This is a genomic window from Streptococcus oralis, assembly GCF_003942875.1.
GTDB lineage: Bacteria > Bacillota > Bacilli > Lactobacillales > Streptococcaceae > Streptococcus > Streptococcus oralis_BX.
In genome coordinates this window covers 97308-119202 of the sequence record NZ_RMVK01000005.1, presented here as the reverse complement: position 1 = coordinate 119202, position 21895 = coordinate 97308, and the positions used below count along the sequence as shown (strand labels likewise).

Here is a 21895-nt window from a genome sequence, read left to right as displayed (position 1 = left end):
AGAAAGTATTTGAGTGGTAAATGTGGAATTAAAATTTAAATATTCAAATATAGCAGTTTTTAGAATCGTTGAGTTTAAGAATAAAAGTTATATCTTAGATCCTACTACAATAAAAGGTAAGTCCTATTTCTTCGGTTCACTTCCTAAAGAGGTTTCTGCTGAGATGGTCGAACTATCTCCATCCAATGATAGTTTTAGAATAAAATCGAAGACACCAATAGGTGCATCTACTGCTCTAGTGATCATGATTCAGCCACTTGTGGGCTTCTCTCATAGGCTGATGAAAGATGCCTTTATTAGCTGGGGAATCAACCAGCAAATTTTAATGAAAATAGTGATATTTGCTTTCTCTGTATTTTTGTCTTATCTTATGGCTGTCTTTTATGAAAAAAGTGCGGTAGGAAAGTTTGAATCAAGAATTCCCCAAAATAGTAAGCGCTGTCGACTTGTTTTTGAACCCAAAGGGAAACGAATGATTGATTGGTGGTATATTACTCTTGGAATTAATACTGTTTGTTTAGCCTTTTTTATAGGACTTAATAGTGGTTATGAAAGTGCTATACTGGTTATAAATGGCATAATTTCGTGGTGGTTTTTTGTAATACTGAGAATGCCACAAATCCCAGAGTATTATAAGACACTAACATTAACTGAAATTGAAGAGCTATAAATACAGAATGCAGAGAAGTCGGAAATAGTATTGATTCAGGCATTCAATCCATTCAGAAAGTGTTTGGGTGTTGAATGATGCATTTAAAGTTTAAGAATGCTAATACGATGGCGTATAGCATTGTAGAAATAAAGAAATTATAAATTGAAAGGAAAACAAGAAAATGTCTATTTTGCCAATTGGAACAATTGTTTATTTAAAAGAGGGAAGTCAAAAATTAATGATTCTCAATCGTGGGGTTACTATAGAACAGAATGGTGAAAATGTTTTGTTTGACTATTCTGCTGCTTTTTATCCGATGGGACTAAACCCAGAACAGTTGTTTTACTTCAATCGTGATGATGTAGATAAAGTAGTTTATAAAGGCTATAGTGACGAAGAAGAAGAACGGTTCGCCGAAATTTATCAACGTTGGCTTGATGAAAATGCAACAACAATTAAAAAGGGTGTAACAAAATAATGTGCATCTGTAAAGATTATTGCAAAATATCACAATACTTTAAATAGAAATCAAAAATGAGGAGCTACTTTGACATTAAAGAAACTCCTCGTTTTTTTAGTTATTTTCCCATCATACATCTAAGTCCGTGTGACTATAAGCCAAAATTTATGATACCAAAATATAGCTTTGTTCCTATAGGATAGGAAGGAGCTGTTTTTATATTGTGGTATAATAAACAAAGACATTTTTTACTTTTCTCTTCTTCTTACGGTATTGCTCATGTGATATAATGGGATAAGGATTGTTCCTCATTTCAGACGAGTTTATGGAATTCAGGATAAGTTAGCAGGTGAGACGAGTATTTCTGTCAGTCTCCTATCTACCTGTTAACAACTGTCAAAAGTAAAAGGAGATTGTAGATTGGTTTTATTTGTATTAGGGATTTTGGTTTTGCTCATTCTAATCTTAAAAAGGAAACAGAAAACTGCTAAAAAATCTGAAGGAAATGCCAAGAAAAGAAATTGGCTATTAATAGGTTGCTTATCCATAGTGATCCCAATGGTAATCTTCACAGTGTTCAGTCCAATTTTTTCTCTAATGGATATGTGGGGGCTGTTTGCCCATGCAAGTCGAACTGAGATTGAGCAAGCTGTGCATCGTTCTTATCAAAATTACGGTCTTACAGGACAGTTTGAGTTAGAAAAATACGAGAAAAACTATACAAGTGTGGGAGGATTTATAATCCATGGTACCTATAGTGAAAATATAGCTGGAAAAAACTATCAGGTTAAAACTCGATTTAAATACTATACTCGCTTTTCGAAAAATGAAACATATGGAAAGACAGATGCAGAAGTTGATTACAAAAATGGTAAAAAAATTTATAATGTTTTCCCAGAATTAGCCTATTTAGGGATTGAGGTTAGTCCAGGCACCAGCGAGTTTTTAAAAACACTGGACAGTTCAATCAAAGATCCTAAACTTCCTGATTTGAAGTATCAAGGTATTGGTTTTGAATTTAATAACCAATCTGATAATATCTATCTTTATAATGAAATATTAGAGGAAAATCAAAGCAAGGGCCAAGCTCTGCAAGGAATGTATCCAATGGATGCTCAATATCTTTTCCAAAAAGAGATTTTTATACCGACATTTGAATTTCAATATTTCGTTCCGAAGGAAAAAAGAGATCTCTTGTATGATGACTATCTTAAAGAGCTTGAAGCGCTCATGAAGGAATTTTTTGCCAACCAACCCCTACCACGAGGTCTTTATGCTGTAAAGATTGCTAAGTATAAAGAGGATAAACTTGTCAATGATAGTGGTGTATACTATGTGAAGATTGAAAATCGTCAAGTTGTAAAGCTGTTGCAAAAATTAGAATAGGAGTTGCTAGGTCTAGGTCAGTTTTTTGTTCATAATTTCCAGTTGTGTCTGTTAAAATTTGATTTTCCCAGTGGACAATCGTCCACTTTTTTTATATAATAAAACTAAACCGAATTGGTTGAGTCTTAGAGATATAAGCTCAACCGTCGATTTGTTTTTCTAAGAGAGATATTCTCAATAAAGCATCACACTAGGGGGTGAATCATGTACCAACCAGAAAAACTCAAGGCTCGGAGAAAAGAGCTAAAACTGACACAAAAAGAGATTGCAGAGCAACTTGGGATTAGTTTTCAGGCGTACTCCGCTTGGGAACGCGGGATTAAGGAACCATCCAAGGAGAAGGTTGCTCAGCTAGAGAAGATTTTAAAAGTCGCAAAAGGTTATTTCACCCAGATAGAGATTGTCCGTCTCTACAATAGTCTCTCCAAGCAAGGGAAGGACAAGGTTGTACTCTATGCTCGCAACCTGGCTCAAGAGGAACAAACTCAGAAGGTGACGACCATGCCCAATCGACTCTACGAATACCGTGTCTACGAACGCATGTCAGCAGGGATTGGGGCTTCGGTCTACGATGACCAGAATTTTGATACGGTTTACTTTAACGAGGAGTTGGCCCATGATTTTGCGTCCTGGGTGTCGGGGGACTCTATGGAACCTAAATATCAAAATGGTTCGGTGGCTCTGATTCGGGAGACAGGATTTGACTATGATGGGGCAGTTTATGCAGTAGTCTGCAACAACCAGACCTATATCAAACGGGTCTATCGGGAGGAAGATGGTTTGCGTCTGGTTTCTATAAATCCTAAATACAAGGACATTTTCATCTCCTATGAGGAAGATCCTCGGATTGTGGGGATTATCGTTGGGAATTTTGTGCCGATGGAGGGTTAGCCTATGGGCTACTTTGATTATTCCAGAGAGCCCAAAAGTGATATTGCCTTTGTCGATATGAAATCTTTTTATGCCAGTGTTGAGTGTGCGAAAAGAGGCTTGCATCCGCTGAAGACCTCACTTTGTGTCATGAGTCGCGCGGATAATTCAACTGGTCTTATCCTAGCCTCCTCTCCCATGTTTAAGAAGATTTTTGGCAAGTCCAATGTTGGCCGGGCCTATGATCTGCCTTTTGATATCAAAACGCGCAAATTTTCTTATTACAATGCTCGAAAGCAAGGCTTGCCGACTGACTCAGACTATGTTCGCTACATCGAAGATTGGGCTCAAGTGACTTTGATTGTGCCACCTAGGATGGATGAGTACATCGCGGTCAATATGGAAATCCAGCGAATCTTCCAAAATTATGGCAGTCCAGATGATATTTATCCCTACTCTATCGATGAGGGCTTTATCGATCTGACTAGTTCGCTCAACTATTTCATCCCAGACAAGAGTCTCTCTCGCAAAGACAAGCTGGATCTGCTTTCTGCTCGCATCCAGAGGGATATTTGGAGGCAGACAGGGATCTACTCTACAGTGGGTATGTCCAATGCCAATCCCTTACTGGCCAAGTTGGCTCTGGATAATGAGGCCAAGCAGACCCCGACCATGAGGTCTAACTGGTCTTACCAGGATGTGGAAGAGAAGGTTTGGGCCATTCCCAAGATGACGGACTTTTGGGGGATTGGCAGGCGGATGGAGAAACGCTTGCATTCTCTGGGGATTTTTTCGATTAAAGAACTAGCCACCAGCAACCCAGACCAGCTAAAGAAAGCTCTGGATCAGGCTGGCCTGCGTTTGTGGTTTCATGCTAATGGGATTGATGAGAGCAATGTTCACAGGCCCTATAAAGCCAAGTCTCAGGGATTAGGAAATTCTCAAATCTTGCCGAGAGACTACGTGAAGCTACGGGATATCGAAATTATTCTCCGAGAAATGGCGGAGCAGGTGGCTATTAGACTGAGAAGGGCGGGCAAGAAAACAACCCTTGTCTCTCTCTATGTTGGTTTCTCTAAACAGGAGGTCAGGCCGTCTATTCACACACAAATGAAGGTCGAACCGACCAATAATACAGCTATCTTAACGGATTATGTTTTGAAGCTATTTCATAACAAATACACTTCTGGAGCGGTCAGAAGTGTCGGAGTCAACTATTCAGGATTTGTGGACGAGTCCTTTGGCTTGATCTCTCTCTTTGATGATGTTGACAAGTTAGAAAAAGAAGAAAGGCTCCAGACGGCTATTGATGCCATTCGGGAACAATTTGGTTTTACCTCCCTTTTAAAGGCTAATGCACTGGAAGAAGCCTCTAGGAGTCTTGCCAGAAGCAAGCTGATTGGGGGGCATTCTGCTGGAGGATTAGATGGTTTAAAATGATTGATCGTTCTTATTTACCCTTTCAATCTGCACGTGACTATCAAGATCCAGGGATGCAGAAGTGGATGGGCTTTTTCCTATCAGAGCATACTAGCTCACTCGGTGAAGAAAAAAATCGGGTAGCTTTCTCGACGAGTTTGAATTCCGTTGAGAAGTTACTCTTGCTTTCGCAGCTGTATATCGGGCAACTGAAGGGATGCTTTATGGTCAAGAAAAAGAAGCAGAAAACCACTATCGTCGGCGAGGTAAGCGAATTATCACCTCAAACTCTATCTATTAGGACAAGTGAGGGCTACAGGCTGATAGAGGTAGCAGATGTTCTCGAAATTCGACTGTGGGAGGAGGGAGTGTATGACTAGAAAAGACTTGTATGAAAACAAACTGCAGATGGATTATTTTTCAGAAGCCTATATTCGTTTTGAAGAAGATTTTCAAAAATACTCTGCCATGAATGTGCCACTGACTTTCTTGATCGATGATATCCTACGCACCATGGCGATGAATCAGAAGAACTACTTTGTTTTAAACAAGGGAAATGCCAAGGATGGGCGGGAGCATCGCTTTTATTTTAGGGTTGAGATGGAAAAAGATTGTTCACGGACGAGAACCTATGCATACGCTGGACTCAAAAATAGTAGTCAGTGACTAGGTGTGGAAGAAGGAAGTTTGATTTAGGAAAGATGGCTTGTGAGCGTCAGAAAATCTCATGGTATTGGAATTCGAAACACCATCTTTTATCTGTGGAGTTCTTGCAGAAACTTATGATGGATGTTCTGATGAGATAAGGCAAGGGGCACTCTCTTTTTTAGATGAGCGTTTATTTGAAAACGTGGTTGGATTTGAGAACACCTATTCTCAATGATCATCTTATTTTATAGAGTCATACCCAAACATCCATGTATATTTGTGGATGTTTTTTAATTTTACAGATAGAAAAAGAGAAGACCAAATGGTCTTCTCAACGGGGGAACTGAATAATTAGAAAGAATCAATCAAAGAGGGTTATTAGTCTTTGAAATTCTTTTGGAAGATGAGGAGAGACAAGATAGAAGTAATGGCTGCCAAGAAGAGGAAGGCACTTGCTTCTTGTTCCCCAGTTGCAGGGAGTAGTCTTTCCTTGTCTTCTTTGACTGTAGCTGTAACAGGAGCTTTTTCATCTTTTGATGATGAATTATCTGTTACGGCTGGAGCAGTTTTTTCAGTCTCTCTTGGTAGAACATACTCAGGAAGAGTCACAACTGGTGGCGCTTCTGTTCCAACTGAGCTTTGTTTGCTACCTACCTCAATCACTCGATCTTGAGCTGGTGTTGCTTCTGTTTGGAGAACCTTGCGATTGTCACCGTCCACTTCAACATACTTGACTAAGAGACCGTCTTTCCCTTCTGATAGAACTTGCTCTTTTCCTTTGTCTAATTGTGGGTTTTCGCGACGAATCGTCTTGAACGGTACGACCTTATTGACGATTTCTAAGCTTGGAAGTGTAAAGACAAGGTCTTTAACCCCTTCCTCAGGACTTGAAGAAGTAATTGGTTTTTCAGGTTGAGCTGGAGTTTCCGGTTGAGCAGGTTTTTCCGGTTGAACTGGATTCTCAGGTTGAGTCGGATTTTCAGGCTCAGTAGGTTTCTCAGGCTGAACTGGCTTTTCCGGTTGCGCTGGAGTTTCCGGTTGAGCAGGTTTCTCAGGTTGCGCTGGAGTTTCCGGTTGCGCTGGTTTTTCCGGTTGAACTGGATTCTCAGGTTGAGTTGGTTGTTCCGGTTGCGCTGGTTTTTCAGGTTGAACTGGATTCTCAGGTTGAGTTGGTTGTTCCGGTTGCGCTGGCTTTTCAGGCTGAGCCGGAGTTTCCGGTTGAGTTGGTTTTTCAGGCTGAGCAGGTTTCTCAGGTTGAGCAGGTTTTTCAGGCTCAGCAGGTTTCTCAGGTTGCGCCGGTTTTTCAGGTTGAACTGGATTCTCAGGCTCGGCAGGTTGTTCCGGTTGCGCCGGTTTCTCAGGTTGAGCTGGCTTCTCAGGCTCAGCCGGTTTCTCAGGTTGAACTGGAGTTTCCGGTTGAGCAGGTTTCTCAGGCTGAACTGGCTTCTCAGGCTGAGCCGCTTCGAGTTTGTTGATTTGTTCGAGAGCAGTTTCTAGCGCTTTATTGACTGCTTCCTGAGTTTTAGCTTCTTGGATTGCAGCAATGGCTTGGTCAGCAATTTCTAATAATTTCTTCTTAGCTTCCTTGTTGGATCCAAGCTCAGCGACTTTTTTCTCGATAGCTTTTGCCAAGCTGTCCATAGCCTTATCGTACTCAATTTCCGGTTGTTTCGGTTGAGCTGGTTGATCAGGTTTAGAAGGTTCTTCTGGCTGTTCCGGTTGCTCTGGACTAGGTTCCTCTTGGCCTCTTTGATAGTTCTCATCCTTGGATAGGATATCTTGTAGGGCACTGACTGTCAACATGACATCCTGAACATCCACTGCATCAGCACTGAGTTGGTTTCTCAATTTTTCTAGATTTGCTTGGAAAGCTTGGCGTGCAGTGGCCGTATTTTTCAAGCCTGCTGGATCAAAGTTTGAAAGATCGTCTTTCCATTTTGAGATAGACTGGATGATATCTGCCTTGCTGTAGAGTTCACTACCTTCGCCACGAGTGATGAATTGGTCTACCTGAATACCGATATTTTGAGACAAATCGTTTCGATCAGGATCTAGTTGAAGGGTGACTGCGTGCAAGTTTTCGTCCAGACCTTTTAAGCTAACCAGAGTTTGATTGCCTTGGCGTTGGGCTGCACGACCGCTAAAGTATTTCTTACCGTCAATAGTTGAAGCATTTCCCATGCCATCTTGGTAAGGAACTTCTTTGCCATCTAGGAAGACTTTGTAGATACCATGATTTGGATCAACATAGCCCTTGATATCAAGTCCAGTACCGTAGAAGTAGGCTGTGACAGTTGTCTTTTTCTTTTGCTCGTCAGTTAAGCGTCCAAAAGATGCCCAAGACTCCGTTTTTTGGTACTTGTCTGCCGAATTGGTTTCATGGTGCCAGCCAGGACTATAATCCAACTGACTAGCTTGATCATCATAACTTGTTTGGTCCTTGATCAGCAATTCAGCTTTCATCACTTGGATGGTTGCATCTGTAGCAAAACCGAGCAGGGCACCATCAGTGACAGAAGTGAGCTTGGCTTTGAAGTCAAAGACAGAGTCGGCTTGTTCTGTAAAGTCAATCGTTGGGATGGTAACAGTCTTTTCTGTTTCTCCGTCTTTAAAGGTCACATCTTGAGTTGTATCTTGGTAAACTTTACCGTGAACCCCAGTTCCAGGTTCTGTGATGAAACGAACAGTAGCAGCCCCCTTGCTTCCACCAACACGTTTAATCTTAACAGTGACTGGTTTTCCTTTTTCGACTTCGTAGTTAGTAGACTCGAGTTCAAACATTCCCTTGCTATCATTGTTTAGGGTGTAGATCCCTTCTGTAGCAATTGGTTCGCCTGTTTTGTTTACAAGAGTAATAGTATGTTGGCCAGGTGCTAAATCGCCTGTCTCAAAGACTTTTTGGCTACGTTTACGGCTAGCATTCTTAGTTTGAACATCTGCAACCTTTTGACCATCAACATAGACGGACATTTCTCCGTGACCTGGATCGACTGTAGAGACGACATAGGCCTTGGTTCCTGTGAAGGTATAGCTAACTTTGGCATCTTTTTGATTGGTCCACATAGAAGTGCCACGAACCCCTTCAGATTCATTGTACCAAGTTGTTCCAGCTGTATCTGCCGTTGTGTTTGAGTGGTATTCAAGTCCAAGAGGGTAGCCATCTGTCTTTTCAATGCTGCTTGGTGTCTTGTAGACTGAGAAGTTGGTTAAGATTGGGGTTGCTTGAGCACCGGTGATGGTTACACGGATTTTTTGTGCTTCTACAGGCTTGCCTTGAACCAAGCGACGGTAACCAACGGTCGAACCTTCGCCGTATGTCACCCAACGTCCGTTGATTTCGACTTCAATCTTGAAACCTGAGATACGTTGACCTTTGGCAATATCTTCCTTGAGTTCAACGACGTCAAAGCGTCTCTTTTGCCCCAAATCGACTGTAAAGCTACCGGTTGTGGCATCATTTGAGAGCGCCCAGCTGGTGTCATCTTTACCGTCTGTGAGGTGGCTTTCCTTGTAAAGGTGGTTTTGACGAGTCGAACTTGCTGTTACAGTCGCACCTTTGGCAAAGTCAGTGGCATACATTTGGTCTAGGGTTGCCTTGAATTCCTTCAAGCGAGCCACATCCGCATCTGCAAATTTTCCTTCTTTATTTGGTGGAATATTGAGAAGGAGTGGGGTTCCACGACCAACGGACTTGAAGTAGATATCCATCAGCTCTTTGAGTGATTTCGGCTGTTGATTGTCATGGTAGAACCAGCCTGAACGGATCGAAACATCAGCTTCCCCTACAGAATACATATCACCATCTGGGTCACCATGGTTGAGGTATTCGTTTTTCACATCGTCTGTGATGTTGGCCCTTTTGACTTTATGCCAGACAGGGTCACCTGCGATACCTCGTTCATTTCCGATCCAGCGAACGCTTGTTGGTTGAGCAGAGAAGATAGCGATATCTCCTTCGGCTTCTTTGATGTATTTGAACCATTCATCAAAGGTATAGGTTACTTTTTGGGCACCGCTACCACGCGCACCGTCCATCCAAACCTCGATAAATTTCCCTTTGTTACCGTATTTCGGATTACCAAGGATTTCTTTCAGTTGGTTGAGATAGTATTGGTTATATTCTTTTTCGGTTGCGACATGGTATTTAGGATGGTTGGCATCCCATGGTGACAAGTAAACACCCATATTCATGTCATACTTGCTAGCGGACTTGGAAACTTCTTCGAGAAGGTCACCCTTACCATCTTTCCATGGGCTAGCAGCTACGGTATGATTCGTATACTTAGATGGATAAGCAACGAATCCGTCGTGGTGTTTAACAACCATAATGGTTCGTTTGAAGCCCGTTTCCTTCAGAGTACGGATCCATTGGTCAGTATCCAAGTTGGTTGGGTTGAAGTATCGAGGGTCTTCTTTCCCATTTCCCCATTCAGAATTGGTATAAGTGTTCATTCCGTAGTGGATGAAAGCTGCCAGTTCTTCCTTGTGGTAATCGAGTTGGGCCTTGCTTGGAAGAGGTCCATGATTGCCAATCTCGGTTTCTTTATCTTCTGGATGAGCCACTGGTGGAGTCGGTGTCGTTGGATTAGCTGTATCAGCGACTGGCTCGTATTCAAAGACGACCTCATTCACCCCTTTTTGCTGGATCCTTGCTTCCAGGCTAGTCTTGACTGGACGGTAGCCAGCAATGTCTTTTGCATGGAAGGTGTTGACAAAGGAAACCTCATACTCTTGGCCTTCATTGTTATCAACTGTCGCCTCAGCTAGTTCAGTAGTGGTTCCTTTTTGACGGTAGTAAACTTTGAAGGAGCCTTTGTTGACTTTATAGACTACCTTGATGACACGTGTACCGGCAGGCGCTTTGCTGACAACATTGTGATCTTCAGCCCAAGCATCCTTTAGTTGTTTATTGACTGCTACGCCATCAATGGATACAATTTCGTATTTGTCTTTATTCTTCTGGTAGAAGTCCGTTTTCTCGATTTCTTTTTTGAAATTGTAGTCAAATGGCGAATCAACAGCTGTCTGTTCGATAAAGGTGTCATTATCTTTGACAGGATTTCCTTCTTCGTCTTCGTGTTGGATAACCACACGACCGTATTCAACTCCCTTAGTCAAGGTAGCGATCCCATCTTGGTTGAAGGAATATTCGTTGCTTCCGATCACAGCTTTCTCATTCCGAAGCATACGTCCTTCATCGGTAAAGTAGTAACGATTTCCGTTATCACCTTGGTACCAGCCTTTCACACCATACTTGGCAATCATGTCCTTAACCCATTTCAGTTGTTCAGGTGAAAGGACGAGTCCGCCACCAAAGCGATCCTTTTCAGCGACACCATTGTCAACGGTTCCGTGTTGGTGAACACCCAGAACTTTTCCTTGGCTATCGACAATCCCGCCACCAGACAAACCAGATACAGAAGTGGTTTTGTAGGTGATACCAGTCGTTCCCTTATCATCATAGGACTCAACAGATCGGATGGTCCCATCTGCCTTGTAAAGCTGACCAGCTAGGATAGGTTGTTTCAGTTCTTTTGAGCTCGAGTCAGTTGGGTAGCCAATCGTACTGATGGCTTCTCCCGGCTGATGCGTCTTGTGCTCCGCTAAAGGCGCAAAGGTTGCTGCTTTGTTTGGACTAGCAATCGGAAGAGGAATAGGAGCTTCTACAAGAGCAAGGTCATTCTTATAGCCTTTTCCAAACTCTTTCTTGTTCCAGAAATGGATGTCTTTTTCTCTGAATAAAACCGTAGTTCCAGAAGATGGTAGTGAGTTTTTCTTTTCGCTGTTTGAACCAACGTTATAGTAGAACTGGGCAGATTTTCCACCACGAATGTGACCTTCGCCAGTTTCTTTATTGGCCTCTAGGAAGTTATGAGCAACGGTAAGGATCAGGTTAGGGGCTACAAAGATACCTGAGCCTGAAACGAGGTAGCGTTGCTCCCCTGCATTGTAAGTGCTGTAAACCATAGTAGCAGCAGTAGCAGGTTGTCCCTCGTAGTTGATGTGTTTGAGGTCTTGTCCACCGTTAATGATGGCACGGTTTCCGTTCTCAGTTTCTTTTGGAGCTTCTTCCTTGTCCTTTAGAATGCTCTTAGTTTCTACCTTTGGACTAGCTTTCTGGTCAACGATAGTAGTCGTATCGAGTTCTTTGACAGGTGTGTCGGGATAGGCACGGTCCTGAATGTCTTCAGGGAGCAAGTCAGCACTGTTGGTATCGGCAACAGGTGTTTCTTGTTTTTCAGCTTCTACACGACCTTCTTTTTTGACTGGTTCAGCCTTGGTCTCTTCTATATCTGCGACTTGTTTCATTTGCTGATCTAAATTGGATGTTGTGGCAGGAGAGGTTTCGTCTGCACGCACGGTTCCAGAAGCAAAAAATGCCAGTCCCACGATAACAGATGCCACACCTACAGTCAACTTCCGAATGCTAAATGTTTGCCCTTTTTCAAAAAGGTATCGATTCATAATATACTCCTAGTTTTTAGAAAGGCAGTCAGCTACTGCCCAAGCCCAAGTCTGACTTGGTTACAACTTGATTTAATGAAAAACTCTCTGATAATTTGTAAGCCACCTTACCTCCTGTTTATAAAGCGCTTTCATTTTAAGATAAAAAAATTTAAAAGGTCATTTCTCCCTTAAAATGACTGAAAACTTTTAATATAACAAATATACTAAATTAATGAAAGAATTGCAATAGCAAAAAGCAAAAAAATAAATATAAATTAAAGAAAATCAGTTACTTTTTAAAGAAAAAACGCATCCTTTCAGGACTCAAACTAAATGAAAGGATGCGTTTTAAAAAGAAATCAGAGTAATTTTTGAATAAACTCTTGGATGGTTTGGGGGTCTGTTTTGGAAGAGAAGCGCTCAAGGACTTGCCCATCTCGGCCAATGAGAAACTTAGCAAAATTCCATTCGATTCGTTTTCCTAGTGGACCAGCTTTCTGGTCTTTTAGCCAAACATAAAGAGGATCTGCTTCCTTGCCGTTGACCTTGACCTTGGCAAAGCGAGGGAAAGTTGTCTGATAGTGTAGGCTACAGAAGTTATTGATTTCTTCTGCGCTGCCGGGTGCTTGTCCCATGAACTGATTGCAAGGGAAATCTAGGATTTCAAAGCCCTGATCTTGATAGCGTTCATAGAGTTCTTGGAGCCCTTGGTACTGGGGCGTTAAGCCGCATCCAGTAGCAGTGTTGACAATCAAGAGAACCTTGCCACGATAGCTCTCCAGGGGAGTTGCTTGGTTGTTTTGGTTCAAAACAGAAAAATCATATATACTGGTCATGAGGGCCTCTTTTCTTTTTCTACATTGTAACAGTTTTTACTCTTTTCGTCGAGTTGGATGAGAGAAGTTGTTGAAAAAATACACAATGGTACATAAATCTGGACAAAATGATGCTCCTTTTATGAAACATGGTATAATAGGCCTATATAGCTAAATGGAGTGTACCTATCACTAGGGAATCAGAAAAAGGATAAAACAGCCATGTCAACAGTAAAAAGCGATCTAAATCTTGCGCAAACATATGCGACTCAGCTTAAAAATGCTTGTCAATCGTTAACAGCGATCGCTGCGGCTAGTCAGGATGACTTAACGACCCTTCAAGGGAATAACAAGGCTCATCAATGTCTGACAAAGGATCAAAATCTAGCTAGTCAGATTACAGCCGCTGTCGCCCTAACTTCCGAAAGACTTCACTCTGTAGCGAGCGATTTTGAAGCGCTAGATAAGGCTGCTGCCAATGGTTTTGGGAGTCATACATGAGCACGTTAGATGAGTTGAAGAAAAGAGAGCGAGACCTCTTGTACCAGCTAGAAGACAATGGAAAAGAGAACTACCGCACCAAAGCACTGATAGAAATCTTTGAAGGATATGATAGAGCTAGCCACCGTTATCAAAGTGATTTGTGGGAGGCGGCCTATCAGAGCCGATATGCAGGGCAGTTGGAAGAAACGCTCCTGCAGAGAAACCAACTTAAAAACCAAATCTTTGAGGACCTCAGCTATCACATGGATGATTTGAAAAAAGAAAAATTCCGGTTAGAGGGAGACTTGGATGTGGTTTACTATGAAAGACGCAAGGAACAAGAAAGAGAGGAGGAGAAACGACATGGGCATTGATATGTATTTGGAACAATCACAACTACAAAGTTCGAGTGTAGCGACCATGTGCCAATCTCAGGTGGAGGCTTATCAAGACTTGCAATCAGCCATCCAAAAGTTTTCAGAGGATAAGGAGAGCCTAAAGGGTGACGCTTATGATTTGGCTAGAAGTTTTTTTGCAAGTGTCTTGCTACCCTTGAGCAAAGGGGGACAGTTCTATGCAGAAACCTTCTCTCAAGCCATCAAGAAACTACCAGAAGACTATCAAACGATGGTCGACAGCAAGAGTTGGCGTGAGGATGATCTACTTGATAAGATCCGCCAGGAAGAGCAGATGATTGCCTATCTAGATGAAGTCAACCAATCCCTTTCTACCTCGACCATGGATAGTGAAGAAAAGGGGAGATTGAGACGTAGTAATGTGGAGCTCATGAGAGGACACCACGCGAATAAACGTGTCTATGAAACGATTTTGAAAGACCTGCGTGCCTATGATAGCTATTCAGGAGGACTTTTCGATGATCTAGACAGTATTGACGTGCAGTTGAGTCGCGGACTGGGCCAGATCGAATCGAGCTGGGATGCAAAGAAAGGCGTCTTTAAAGTCCCATCTGACCTGACTTGGGCCAACTACCTGACTGCCTATGCTGATACAAAGGACTTGAAGCTCAGCCGTCAAGAGAAGGCCTTTGTCCAAACCATGATGGCAGAATACGGCTTTGACGCAGAGACAGCCCAACAGCTTTTGACCATCAAGCAAGGGATAGACAAGAAGTTCCCAACCTCCAGTCAAGAGTTCCGTGACTATATCTTTTTGCGAGTCGTCGGTGCAGCAAACTATGATGGGTTTCAGTGGAACGAAACTGCGGGTCATTTGAAAACTTATTTTTATAATGTGACTGTTGGTAGCTCGATTACAGGAAAATCAAGAACAGTAGAAAAACCGCTTCTTGAAATTTTTAAAGAACTTGGAATTGAAGATGCAAAAGATGCAAAAAAATTGCTTTATAATCTTAGATTGCAGCATGAGATGGCGGGTGGGGAATATAGAAATACAAAGAGTTTAAAAGAAAATGATCCTAAACTATATCAGAATTATAAAGATAAGTATGAAAAAGTTTATGGCAAAAATAATAAATTTGACCAATTTTGGGATAGAAAACTAAAGGCTTATTCTAACAATGGAGCAGGTCACGCAGACTTTACCCACCAGTCCATTACCATGGCTACTCATCTGAATCCTAGCAGTTTCCAATCATCCGATTTCTATGGCGGTAGAGAGCGTGTCAAGGACCTTTCTGGCTGGGAGGGAGACACAACATTTAATGCAAACGATATGAAGCCAAGCATCGGCGAGGATGATTACAAGGCGGATTTGGACTCGGTTAACCTCATCGGCCGTATGCAGAAGGGACAATCCTATGATCAAGCAATCTCTTCTTACTATGCTGATCTTCAAAAGGATTCGACTCTTAGAGAAAGAGAATTCTTAAAAAATAAGGATTGGAAAGAAGTTAGAAGTACTATTTATGCTAGTATCCTTCCATTAGAGGTTATGGAAAAAGGTGAAGACGCCATTAAAGCATATATCGAAAGTAACTATCCAGAAGTATCGACATTTTTAAATCGCTTGGAAGCCATGGCGGAGTAGGAGAATGATGATGAAGAAAATATTCAGTATATTAGCTTTAGTCTTACTAGTTGTATTATTTTGTTTTTACTTTTTTCCTAAACAACCTAAAAATATTTTTGATGAAATCTACCAGGAGACAGAGAAGACTTATCGCTCAAATAATATTTTAAGGCATATAGATGGATTTAAAATCAGAGCAGTTTGGCCAAGTGATGACCCTAATATTTCGTATACTCCGTTCGGATTATACAACAAAGAGCAAACACCGTCAGATTATTCTGAGATTGAAATTGGGTTTAATTTTGAATATACATCTCAATTAAGCTCCGTTTCATTCGAGAGGCAAGTAGGACCAAACACGAGAGTCAGGATATGGAATAAATATACTTATCAAGACCGTACTTTAAAAAAATCTGTGAGAGTAGTTTTAAAGAAAGCAGATACGGAAACTTATATCGAAGACGAAGCGCAAGTGAAATCATACCTAGAGCAGTACGGTATCACTGCTAAGGATTTGGATTCTTACTACGACGAAATTGTCAATCAGAAGGTTTTAAAAGACTGGTGTACCATCTATGACAGCAAGTACTCGCCAAGCAACTATGGCGATGTCAAGGTTGAAACCCAGTGGGAGAATTGGTGACAATATGAAGAAAATCCTCGGTTTAGTATCCTTATTCGTGATAATTGTATTATCCTGTTTTTACTTTTTTATCCGTCAACCTAAAAATATTTTTGATGAAATCTACCAGGAGACAGAGAAGACATATCGTACAAATAATATTTTAAGAAACATAGATGGGTTTAAAATTAGTCCAGGTTGGCCTAATGATGGAGAATATTTTGCATACACCCCTTCAGGGAAGTATCAAACTCATCCTGAAGGTTATAAAGACATAAGTATTGGATTTAATTTTGGTTCAGGTATTAAAGGAATGACGATTCTTTTTGAAAGAAAGACTAATTCGAATATTATCCTATGGTATTCAGCACACTATAATATAAAAAAGAAAATCCTCAAAAAAGAGCTTGCGATTTTTGAAGAGCCAAGGCAACCAGGTCAATTTATTGATGATGAAGAAAAAGTAAGAGAATATTTAAGAAAAAATAATATTTCCAAAGAAGAATTAGAGAAAGACTTCGACGAAATCGTCAATCAAAAAGTCTTGAAGGACTGGTGTACCATCTATGACAGCAAGTACTCGCCAAGCAACTATGGCGATATCAAGATTGAAACCCAGTGGGAGAATTGGTGACGAAGGTCAGTAGATATTTTGGAAAATATCCTATGAATTGAAGTGGAAATCCCACCTAGAACGAACTAGGTGGGATTCTTTGCCTATAAAATGAGAAATTAGCGAATCTTGCTCTATTTTTTAACGTGTTCCGATAAAAAGGCATAGGTCATGGTTCCAAAGATGGCACCAATTCCCAAACCCAAGACTAGTAAAGGGAGCATTTTATCGAACTGGGAGAGATTGTCCCAAAAGGTATCGAGGGGGAGATGCTGAACAAAGAGTTTATGAAAGATTAGTAAGAGGAAGAGACCAAGCTGAATACTGATGAATACACCCCAACTACGAAGGTTGATTTGGCTTTTGCTGTAGCTTTTGTGATGGATTTCGGACGGGTCATCCTTGTCTAAATGTAAGTTGCGAACTGCTAGTCTCGCCCTAGATGAGAGAACGAAGATAAGTCCAAAATAGAGGTAGGGCATGGCATCTCGAATCAACTCTATGAAGCGTCCAAATAGGAGATAGAACAAGAAGAGTAGGAGGGAGGAGTAAACGATTTGGATCAAGGCACGGGCACAAGCCTTGTAAATCATCTCTTGACGGCATTCATCAAAAGGCCCTTGTATGTGAAAGAATAGTTTGAGTAAGCGAGTGGTGAAATCTTCTTTTTTCATGGGAGTAATCTCCTAAATGAGCGATTTTTGATTGACTTCTTTAAAGAGTTGATAGAGAGTATAGAAGTAAACCAAACTAAAAATGATACAGATTATTAGAAATATCAGGTATCTCCAATCCATAGGATTTGTTAAAAGTTGTGGAAAGGATACGAGGATAAAACAGAGAGATGCCTTTAGAAGATGTATTTTTTTTGATTGGATTTTCTGGAATCTCTGTCCCTTGTTCAATACAGGAAGGAATAAAAGAAAGATAATCAAGAAAGGATGCTTAATATGTCCAGAAAGTAGGAAAAAGGTAACAAAAATACTGATAAAAACATGACTGATCAGTAGTTTAGCTAGTGATTTCATAAGGCACCTCCTAGTCGTCTTCTTGCTCTTTCTTGGCTTTTTGAATGCGAAGAGAGACAACGATTTGCATCATCAGTCCAAAAAAGAACGCTCCCAGTATAGTTTTTAAAATATGTTTTGAATTCAGAAGAGAACTGATGAAATTTGGATTTTCACTGGTTAGGGTATCGATGAGTGGCATTATAAAAAATATCGCTATTCCATAGATCAGACCCGCTTTTAGACCCGGAAAATGTAGCTGTTTACTTTCTTTTTGACTCAGCATTTCGGGGTCAATAGCTGTGATGCCTGTTTTTTTGGTTTGGGAGACCACATAGAGGGCAGCCATCATCGAAATGCCAAACACCACGAGAGGATAGCCGATAGCGACAATTTGTGGGTATTTATAAGCAAGGATAAAGGGGATGAGGTTGCCAAATATCATGAGATAAAAGAGAACGATAAAGACCTGATTCCCGATACGATCGGCCTCACGCCGTTTGTGTTCGTCAAGGGGACCAGAAATACCGTATGTGCGTTTGATGAGTTTTTCAGTGAGAGTTTCTTTTTTCATTTGTTTGCTCCTTTTTTAAAAATCGTCTTCCCAAAAGAGACTGTTGAGGTCAGTTTGGAGGCTGCGGGCGAGATTGAGGCAGAGTTCCAGAGTTGGATTGTACTTGTCATTTTCAATCATGTTGATGGTCTGTCTCGAGACACCGATATCTTTGGCGAGCTCGAGCTGGGAAATGCCCCGTTCCTTACGGAATTCTTTGACACGATTCATAGAGTCTCCTTTCTGATATGTCGCATATATTTGACTATATTATATTCTTTTGAGGTTGGGGTGTCAAGTATATGTGACATTTTTTTGAAAAATTTTTTCGAAGAAACTTAGCCTTGTCTGACAAGTGCAAGCTGGTCAGATTTGTGGTAAAATAGATAGGATATGACAAAAGAATTTCATCATGTAACGGTCTTGCTTCATGAAACGATTGATATGCTTGACGTAAAACCTGACGGTATCTACGTTGATGCGACTTTGGGTGGAGCAGGCCATAGCGAATATTTATTAAGTAAATTGAGCGAAAAAGGGCATCTCTATGCCTTTGACCAGGACCAGAATGCCATTGACAACGCGCATAAACGGTTGGCACCCTATATCGAAAAAGGGATGGTAACCTTTATCAAGGATAACTTCCGTCATTTGCAGGCACGTTTGCAGGAGGCTGGTGTCCAGGAAATTGATGGAATTTGTTATGACTTAGGGGTGTCCAGTCCTCAGCTGGATCAGCGTGAACGTGGTTTTTCTTATAAAAAGGATGCGCCACTGGATATGCGGATGAATCAGGAAGCTAGTCGGACGGCCTATGAGGTGGTCAATCGTTATGACTATCATGACTTGGTTCGGATCTTTTTCAAGTATGGTGAGGATAAGTTTTCTAAACAGATTGCCCGTAAGATTGAGCAAGCGCGTGAGGTGAAACCAATTGAGACAACGACGGAGTTGGCAGAGATTATCAAGTCGGCCAAGCCTGCCAAGGAGCTCAAGAAAAAGGGGCACCCTGCCAAGCAGATTTTCCAGGCTATCCGAATCGAAGTCAATGATGAGCTGGGCGCTGCAGATGAATCTATCCAGCAGGCCATGGACATGCTGGCTTTGGATGGTAGAATCTCGGTCATTACCTTCCATTCTCTGGAAGATCGCTTGACCAAGCAATTATTCAAAGAAGCTTCAACAGTGGAAGTTCCCAAAGGCTTGCCCTTCATTCCAGATGACCTTAAGCCCAAGATAGAATTGGTATCCCGCAAGCCAATCTTGCCAAGTGCCGAAGAGCTAGAAGCCAACAATCGTTCGCATTCAGCCAAGTTGCGCGTGGCCAGAAAAATTCATAAGTAAGAGGAAAAGCATGGCAGAAAGAATCGAAAAAACAAGCCAGTTATTGCAAACGAAGTTTAAAGGTTTTTCACGTGTGGAAAAGGCCTTCTATGTTTCGATTGTTGCAACAATGATTATCCTGGCAATTAGTGTTGTGTTTATGCAGACCAAGCTATTACAAGTTCAGAATGAATTGACCAAGGTCAATGCTCAAATCGAAGAAAAGAAAACCGAGCTAGACGATGCCAAGCAAGAGGTCAATGAATTGATTCGTTCAGAACGTTTGAAAGAAATTGCAAACTCTAAGGATTTGCAGCTGAATAACGAAAATATCCGAGCAGCGGAGTAAGAAATGAAACAGTGGAAAGAAAAAATCATCCGTTATGCCGTTCGTAACCGTAAATCTCCAGAAGAAAATCGCCGAAGAGTAGGGAAAAGCCTGAGTTTATTGGCTGTCATACTCTTCGCGGTCTTTTTGGTCAACTTTGCGGTCATTATCGGAACGGGTAAAAAATTTGGTAAGGACTTGGTTCAAGAAGCCAACAAGGTCCATCAAACAACCAAGACGATTCCTGCAAAACGGGGGACCATCTACGATCGTAATGGAACGCCTATTGCTGAGGATGCGACTTCTTATAATATCTATGCTGTTATTGACAAGACCTACAAGTCAGCAACAGGCAAAATTCTCTATGTAGAAGATTCTCAATTTAATAAGGTAGCTGAAATTTTCCATAAATACCTCGATATGGAGGAGTCTTATGTCAAGGAACAACTTTCTCAGCCAGATCTAAAACAGGTGTCTTTTGGTACCAAGGGAAATGGGATCACCTATGCCAATATGATGGCTATTAAAAATGACCTTAAAACAGCTGGCGTTGAGGGAGTTGACTTTACAACTAGCCCTAACCGTAGTTATCCCAATGGACAGTTTGCTTCTTCCTTTATCGGTTTAGCGCAACTCCATGAAAATGAGGATGGGACCAAACGTTTGATTGGGACATCTGGATTGGAGAGTTCTTTAAATAACATTCTTGCAGGTACAGATGGTATTATCACCTATGAGAAGGATCGTCTGGGAAATATTGTTCCGGGTACAGATCAAGCTTCCCAACAAACGGTAGATGGAAAGGATGTATACACAACCCTTTCTAGTCCCTTACAATCCTTTATGGAAACGCAGATGGATGCCTTCCAGGAAAAGGTAAAAGGCAAGTATATGACGGCTACCTTGGTTAGCGCTAAAACAGGGGAAATCCTGGCTACGACCCAACGGCCGACCTTTAATGCAGATACCAAGGATGGCATCACAAAAGACTTTGTCTGGCGTGATATCCTCTATCAAAGTAACTACGAACCAGGATCAGCCATGAAGGTCATGACGTTAGCTTCTTCTATTGACAACAATACCTTCCCAGGTGGAGAATACTTCAATAGCAGTGAATTAAAAATAGCGGATGCGACGATTCGAGATTGGGATGTTAATGAAGGTTTGACTACTGGTGGGATGATGACTTTCTCACAAGGTTTCGCTCACTCCAGTAATGTTGGAATGAGTCTACTTGAACAAAAAATGGGAGATGCGACTTGGCTCGATTATCTCAATCGCTTTAAGTTTGGGGTGCCGACGCGTTTTGGTCTGACTGATGAGTATTCAGGTCAATTGCCTGCAGATAATATTGTTAATATTGCCATGAGTGCATTTGGTCAGGGGATTTCTGTAACGCAGACCCAGATGCTACGTGCTTTTACAGCTATTGCCAACGATGGGGTTATGTTGGAACCAAAATTTATCAGCGCCCTCTATGATCCAAATGACCAGTCTGTTCGTAAGTCTCAAAAGGAAATTGTTGGAAATCCTGTATCAAAAGCAGCAGCGTCCTCTACTCGGGATCACATGGTCATGGTCGGAACAGATCCTGTCTACGGTACCATGTACAACCACAGCACAGGAAAACCAAATGTCAATGTTCCGGGGCAAAATGTTGCCCTGAAATCAGGGACTGCTCAGATTGCTGATGAGAAGAATGGGGGTTACCTGACAGGTGAAACCAACTATATCTTCTCTGTTGTGTCGATGCATCCTGCAGAAAATCCTGATTTTATCCTCTATGTAACGGTGCAACAGCCAGAGCATTATTCGGGTGTTCAGCTAGGAGAATTTGCCAACCCAATCCTTGAGCGAGCTTCTGCTATGAAAGAATCCCTCAATCTTCAGTCAACTGCTAAAAGCTTGGATCAGGTCAGCAAGACGACAAGCTATGCTATGCCAGCTACCAAGGACTTTACGCCGGGTGACCTAGCAGAAGAATTGCGTCGCAACCTTGTCCAACCAATCGTTATCGGAACAGGAACCAAGATCAAGGAACTCTCGGTTTCTGAAGGAGATAATTTGGAAGCCAATCAGCAGATCTTGATCCTGTCAGATAAGGTCGAAGAAATGCCTGATATGTACGGCTGGACAGATGAAAATGTGCAAACATTTGCCAAATGGCTGAATATAGAAGTCGAGTGGGAAGGTAGTGGCAAAACGGTCAAGAAACAAAGTGTCCGTGCCAATACAGCCCTCAAAGACATTAAAAAAATGAAAATAACTTTAGGAGATTAA

The 21895-nt window shown here is 41.6% G+C and carries 22 protein-coding genes; 16 read left to right on the top strand and 6 right to left on the bottom strand.

The annotated features are described in order from the left end of the window. Nucleotides 1–13 precede the first annotated feature (13 nt). The 8 genes from D8844_RS06645 (at nt 14) to D8844_RS06610 (ending at nt 5670) form a co-directional block, all read left to right on the top strand. Nucleotides 14–670, top strand: coding sequence for a DUF443 domain-containing protein (locus tag D8844_RS06645; protein ID WP_084860298.1), 657 nt, complete (start codon nt 14–16; stop codon nt 668–670). A 163-nt stretch (nt 671–833) separates the two neighbouring features. Next, a complete protein-coding gene (locus tag D8844_RS06640) occupies nt 834–1130 on the top strand; it encodes a DUF4176 domain-containing protein (RefSeq protein ID WP_000025675.1) in 297 nt (98 codons plus the stop codon). 402 nt (nt 1131–1532) lie between these two features. Further along, on the top strand, nt 1533–2498 hold the full coding sequence (locus D8844_RS06635) for a hypothetical protein (protein ID WP_125422857.1): 966 nt from the start codon (nt 1533–1535) through the stop codon (nt 2496–2498). A 204-nt stretch (nt 2499–2702) separates the two neighbouring features. After that, nucleotides 2703–3389, top strand: a complete 687-nt coding sequence (locus D8844_RS06630) for an XRE family transcriptional regulator (RefSeq protein ID WP_125422854.1) — start codon at nt 2703–2705, stop codon at nt 3387–3389. Between the two features lie 3 nt (nt 3390–3392). After that, complete coding sequence (locus D8844_RS06625; RefSeq protein WP_125422851.1) at nt 3393–4808, top strand: Y-family DNA polymerase; 1416 nt, start codon at nt 3393–3395, stop codon at nt 4806–4808. After that, nucleotides 4805–5167: a hypothetical protein gene (locus tag D8844_RS06620; RefSeq protein ID WP_125422848.1), complete on the top strand. Its 363-nt coding sequence runs from the start codon at nt 4805–4807 to the stop codon at nt 5165–5167. Before D8844_RS06625 ends, D8844_RS06620 begins: the two co-directional genes overlap by 4 nt. Then, nucleotides 5160–5453: a DUF5960 family protein gene (locus D8844_RS06615; protein ID WP_125422845.1), complete on the top strand. Its 294-nt coding sequence runs from the start codon at nt 5160–5162 to the stop codon at nt 5451–5453. Before D8844_RS06620 ends, D8844_RS06615 begins: the two co-directional genes overlap by 8 nt. A gap of 61 nt (nt 5454–5514) precedes the next feature. After that, on the top strand, nt 5515–5670 hold the full coding sequence (locus D8844_RS06610) for an ADP-ribosylation/crystallin J1 (protein ID WP_125422842.1): 156 nt from the start codon (nt 5515–5517) through the stop codon (nt 5668–5670). 143 nt (nt 5671–5813) lie between these two features. Here the strand turns inward: D8844_RS06610 and D8844_RS06605 are convergent, their stop codons facing one another. Then, on the bottom strand, nt 5814–11900 hold the full coding sequence (locus tag D8844_RS06605; RefSeq protein ID WP_125422839.1) for an alpha-L-fucosidase: 6087 nt from the start codon (nt 11898–11900) through the stop codon (nt 5814–5816). 341 nt (nt 11901–12241) lie between these two features. Continuing rightward, nucleotides 12242–12718 carry a glutathione peroxidase gene (locus tag D8844_RS06600; protein WP_125422836.1) on the bottom strand — a complete coding sequence of 159 codons (477 nt, stop codon included), beginning with the start codon at nt 12716–12718 and terminating at the stop codon, nt 12242–12244. A 201-nt stretch (nt 12719–12919) separates the two neighbouring features. Here D8844_RS06600 and D8844_RS06595 point away from each other — a divergent pair, with 201 nt between their 5' ends. Genes D8844_RS06595 through D8844_RS06575 form a run of 5 tightly spaced genes read left to right on the top strand, consistent with a single transcriptional unit; the run spans nt 12920 to nt 16425 of the window. Further along, complete coding sequence (locus D8844_RS06595; RefSeq protein WP_125422833.1) at nt 12920–13198, top strand: TIGR04197 family type VII secretion effector; 279 nt, start codon at nt 12920–12922, stop codon at nt 13196–13198. Continuing rightward, the gene (locus tag D8844_RS06590; protein WP_125422830.1) at nt 13195–13554 is read left to right on the top strand and encodes a hypothetical protein; all 360 of its coding nucleotides are present in this window, start codon (nt 13195–13197) and stop codon (nt 13552–13554) included. The genes D8844_RS06595 and D8844_RS06590 overlap by 4 nt, the downstream gene beginning before the upstream one ends. Further along, the gene (locus D8844_RS06585; RefSeq protein ID WP_125422827.1) at nt 13544–15187 is read left to right on the top strand and encodes an LXG domain-containing protein; all 1644 of its coding nucleotides are present in this window, start codon (nt 13544–13546) and stop codon (nt 15185–15187) included. Before D8844_RS06590 ends, D8844_RS06585 begins: the two co-directional genes overlap by 11 nt. 10 nt (nt 15188–15197) lie before the next feature. Then, nucleotides 15198–15812 (top strand): TipC family immunity protein, encoded by a 615-nt coding sequence (locus D8844_RS06580; protein ID WP_125422824.1) that lies wholly within the window; start codon nt 15198–15200, stop codon nt 15810–15812. Nucleotides 15813–15816: 4 nt separating this feature from the next. Beyond that, nucleotides 15817–16425 carry a TipC family immunity protein gene (locus D8844_RS06575; protein WP_125422821.1) on the top strand — a complete coding sequence of 203 codons (609 nt, stop codon included), beginning with the start codon at nt 15817–15819 and terminating at the stop codon, nt 16423–16425. A gap of 113 nt (nt 16426–16538) precedes the next feature. On the opposite strand, the gene D8844_RS06570 is transcribed toward D8844_RS06575, so the two are convergent. The 4 genes from D8844_RS06570 to D8844_RS06555 are packed head-to-tail and all read right to left on the bottom strand — an operon-like array spanning nt 16539 to nt 18195. Then, a complete protein-coding gene (locus tag D8844_RS06570) occupies nt 16539–17078 on the bottom strand; it encodes a DUF3278 domain-containing protein (protein ID WP_125422818.1) in 540 nt (179 codons plus the stop codon). Between the two features lie 12 nt (nt 17079–17090). Next, nucleotides 17091–17432 carry a hypothetical protein gene (locus D8844_RS10525; protein WP_125422815.1) on the bottom strand — a complete coding sequence of 114 codons (342 nt, stop codon included), beginning with the start codon at nt 17430–17432 and terminating at the stop codon, nt 17091–17093. Between the two features lie 10 nt (nt 17433–17442). Next, nucleotides 17443–17985 (bottom strand): DUF3278 domain-containing protein, encoded by a 543-nt coding sequence (locus D8844_RS06560; RefSeq protein ID WP_125422812.1) that lies wholly within the window; start codon nt 17983–17985, stop codon nt 17443–17445. 15 nt (nt 17986–18000) lie between these two features. Then, a complete protein-coding gene (locus D8844_RS06555; RefSeq protein ID WP_125422810.1) occupies nt 18001–18195 on the bottom strand; it encodes a helix-turn-helix transcriptional regulator in 195 nt (64 codons plus the stop codon). Nucleotides 18196–18357: 162 nt separating this feature from the next. On the opposite strand from D8844_RS06555, the gene rsmH reads away from it, so the two are divergent. The 3 genes from rsmH to pbp2x are packed head-to-tail and all read left to right on the top strand — an operon-like array spanning nt 18358 to nt 21895. Further along, nucleotides 18358–19308, top strand: a complete 951-nt coding sequence (rsmH, locus tag D8844_RS06550) for a 16S rRNA (cytosine(1402)-N(4))-methyltransferase RsmH (RefSeq protein ID WP_125422807.1) — start codon at nt 18358–18360, stop codon at nt 19306–19308. Between the two features lie 10 nt (nt 19309–19318). Beyond that, nucleotides 19319–19636: a cell division protein FtsL gene (gene ftsL / locus D8844_RS06545; protein ID WP_042902017.1), complete on the top strand. Its 318-nt coding sequence runs from the start codon at nt 19319–19321 to the stop codon at nt 19634–19636. Between the two features lie 3 nt (nt 19637–19639). Beyond that, the gene (gene pbp2x, locus D8844_RS06540; RefSeq protein WP_125422804.1) at nt 19640–21895 is read left to right on the top strand and encodes a penicillin-binding protein PBP2X; all 2256 of its coding nucleotides are present in this window, start codon (nt 19640–19642) and stop codon (nt 21893–21895) included.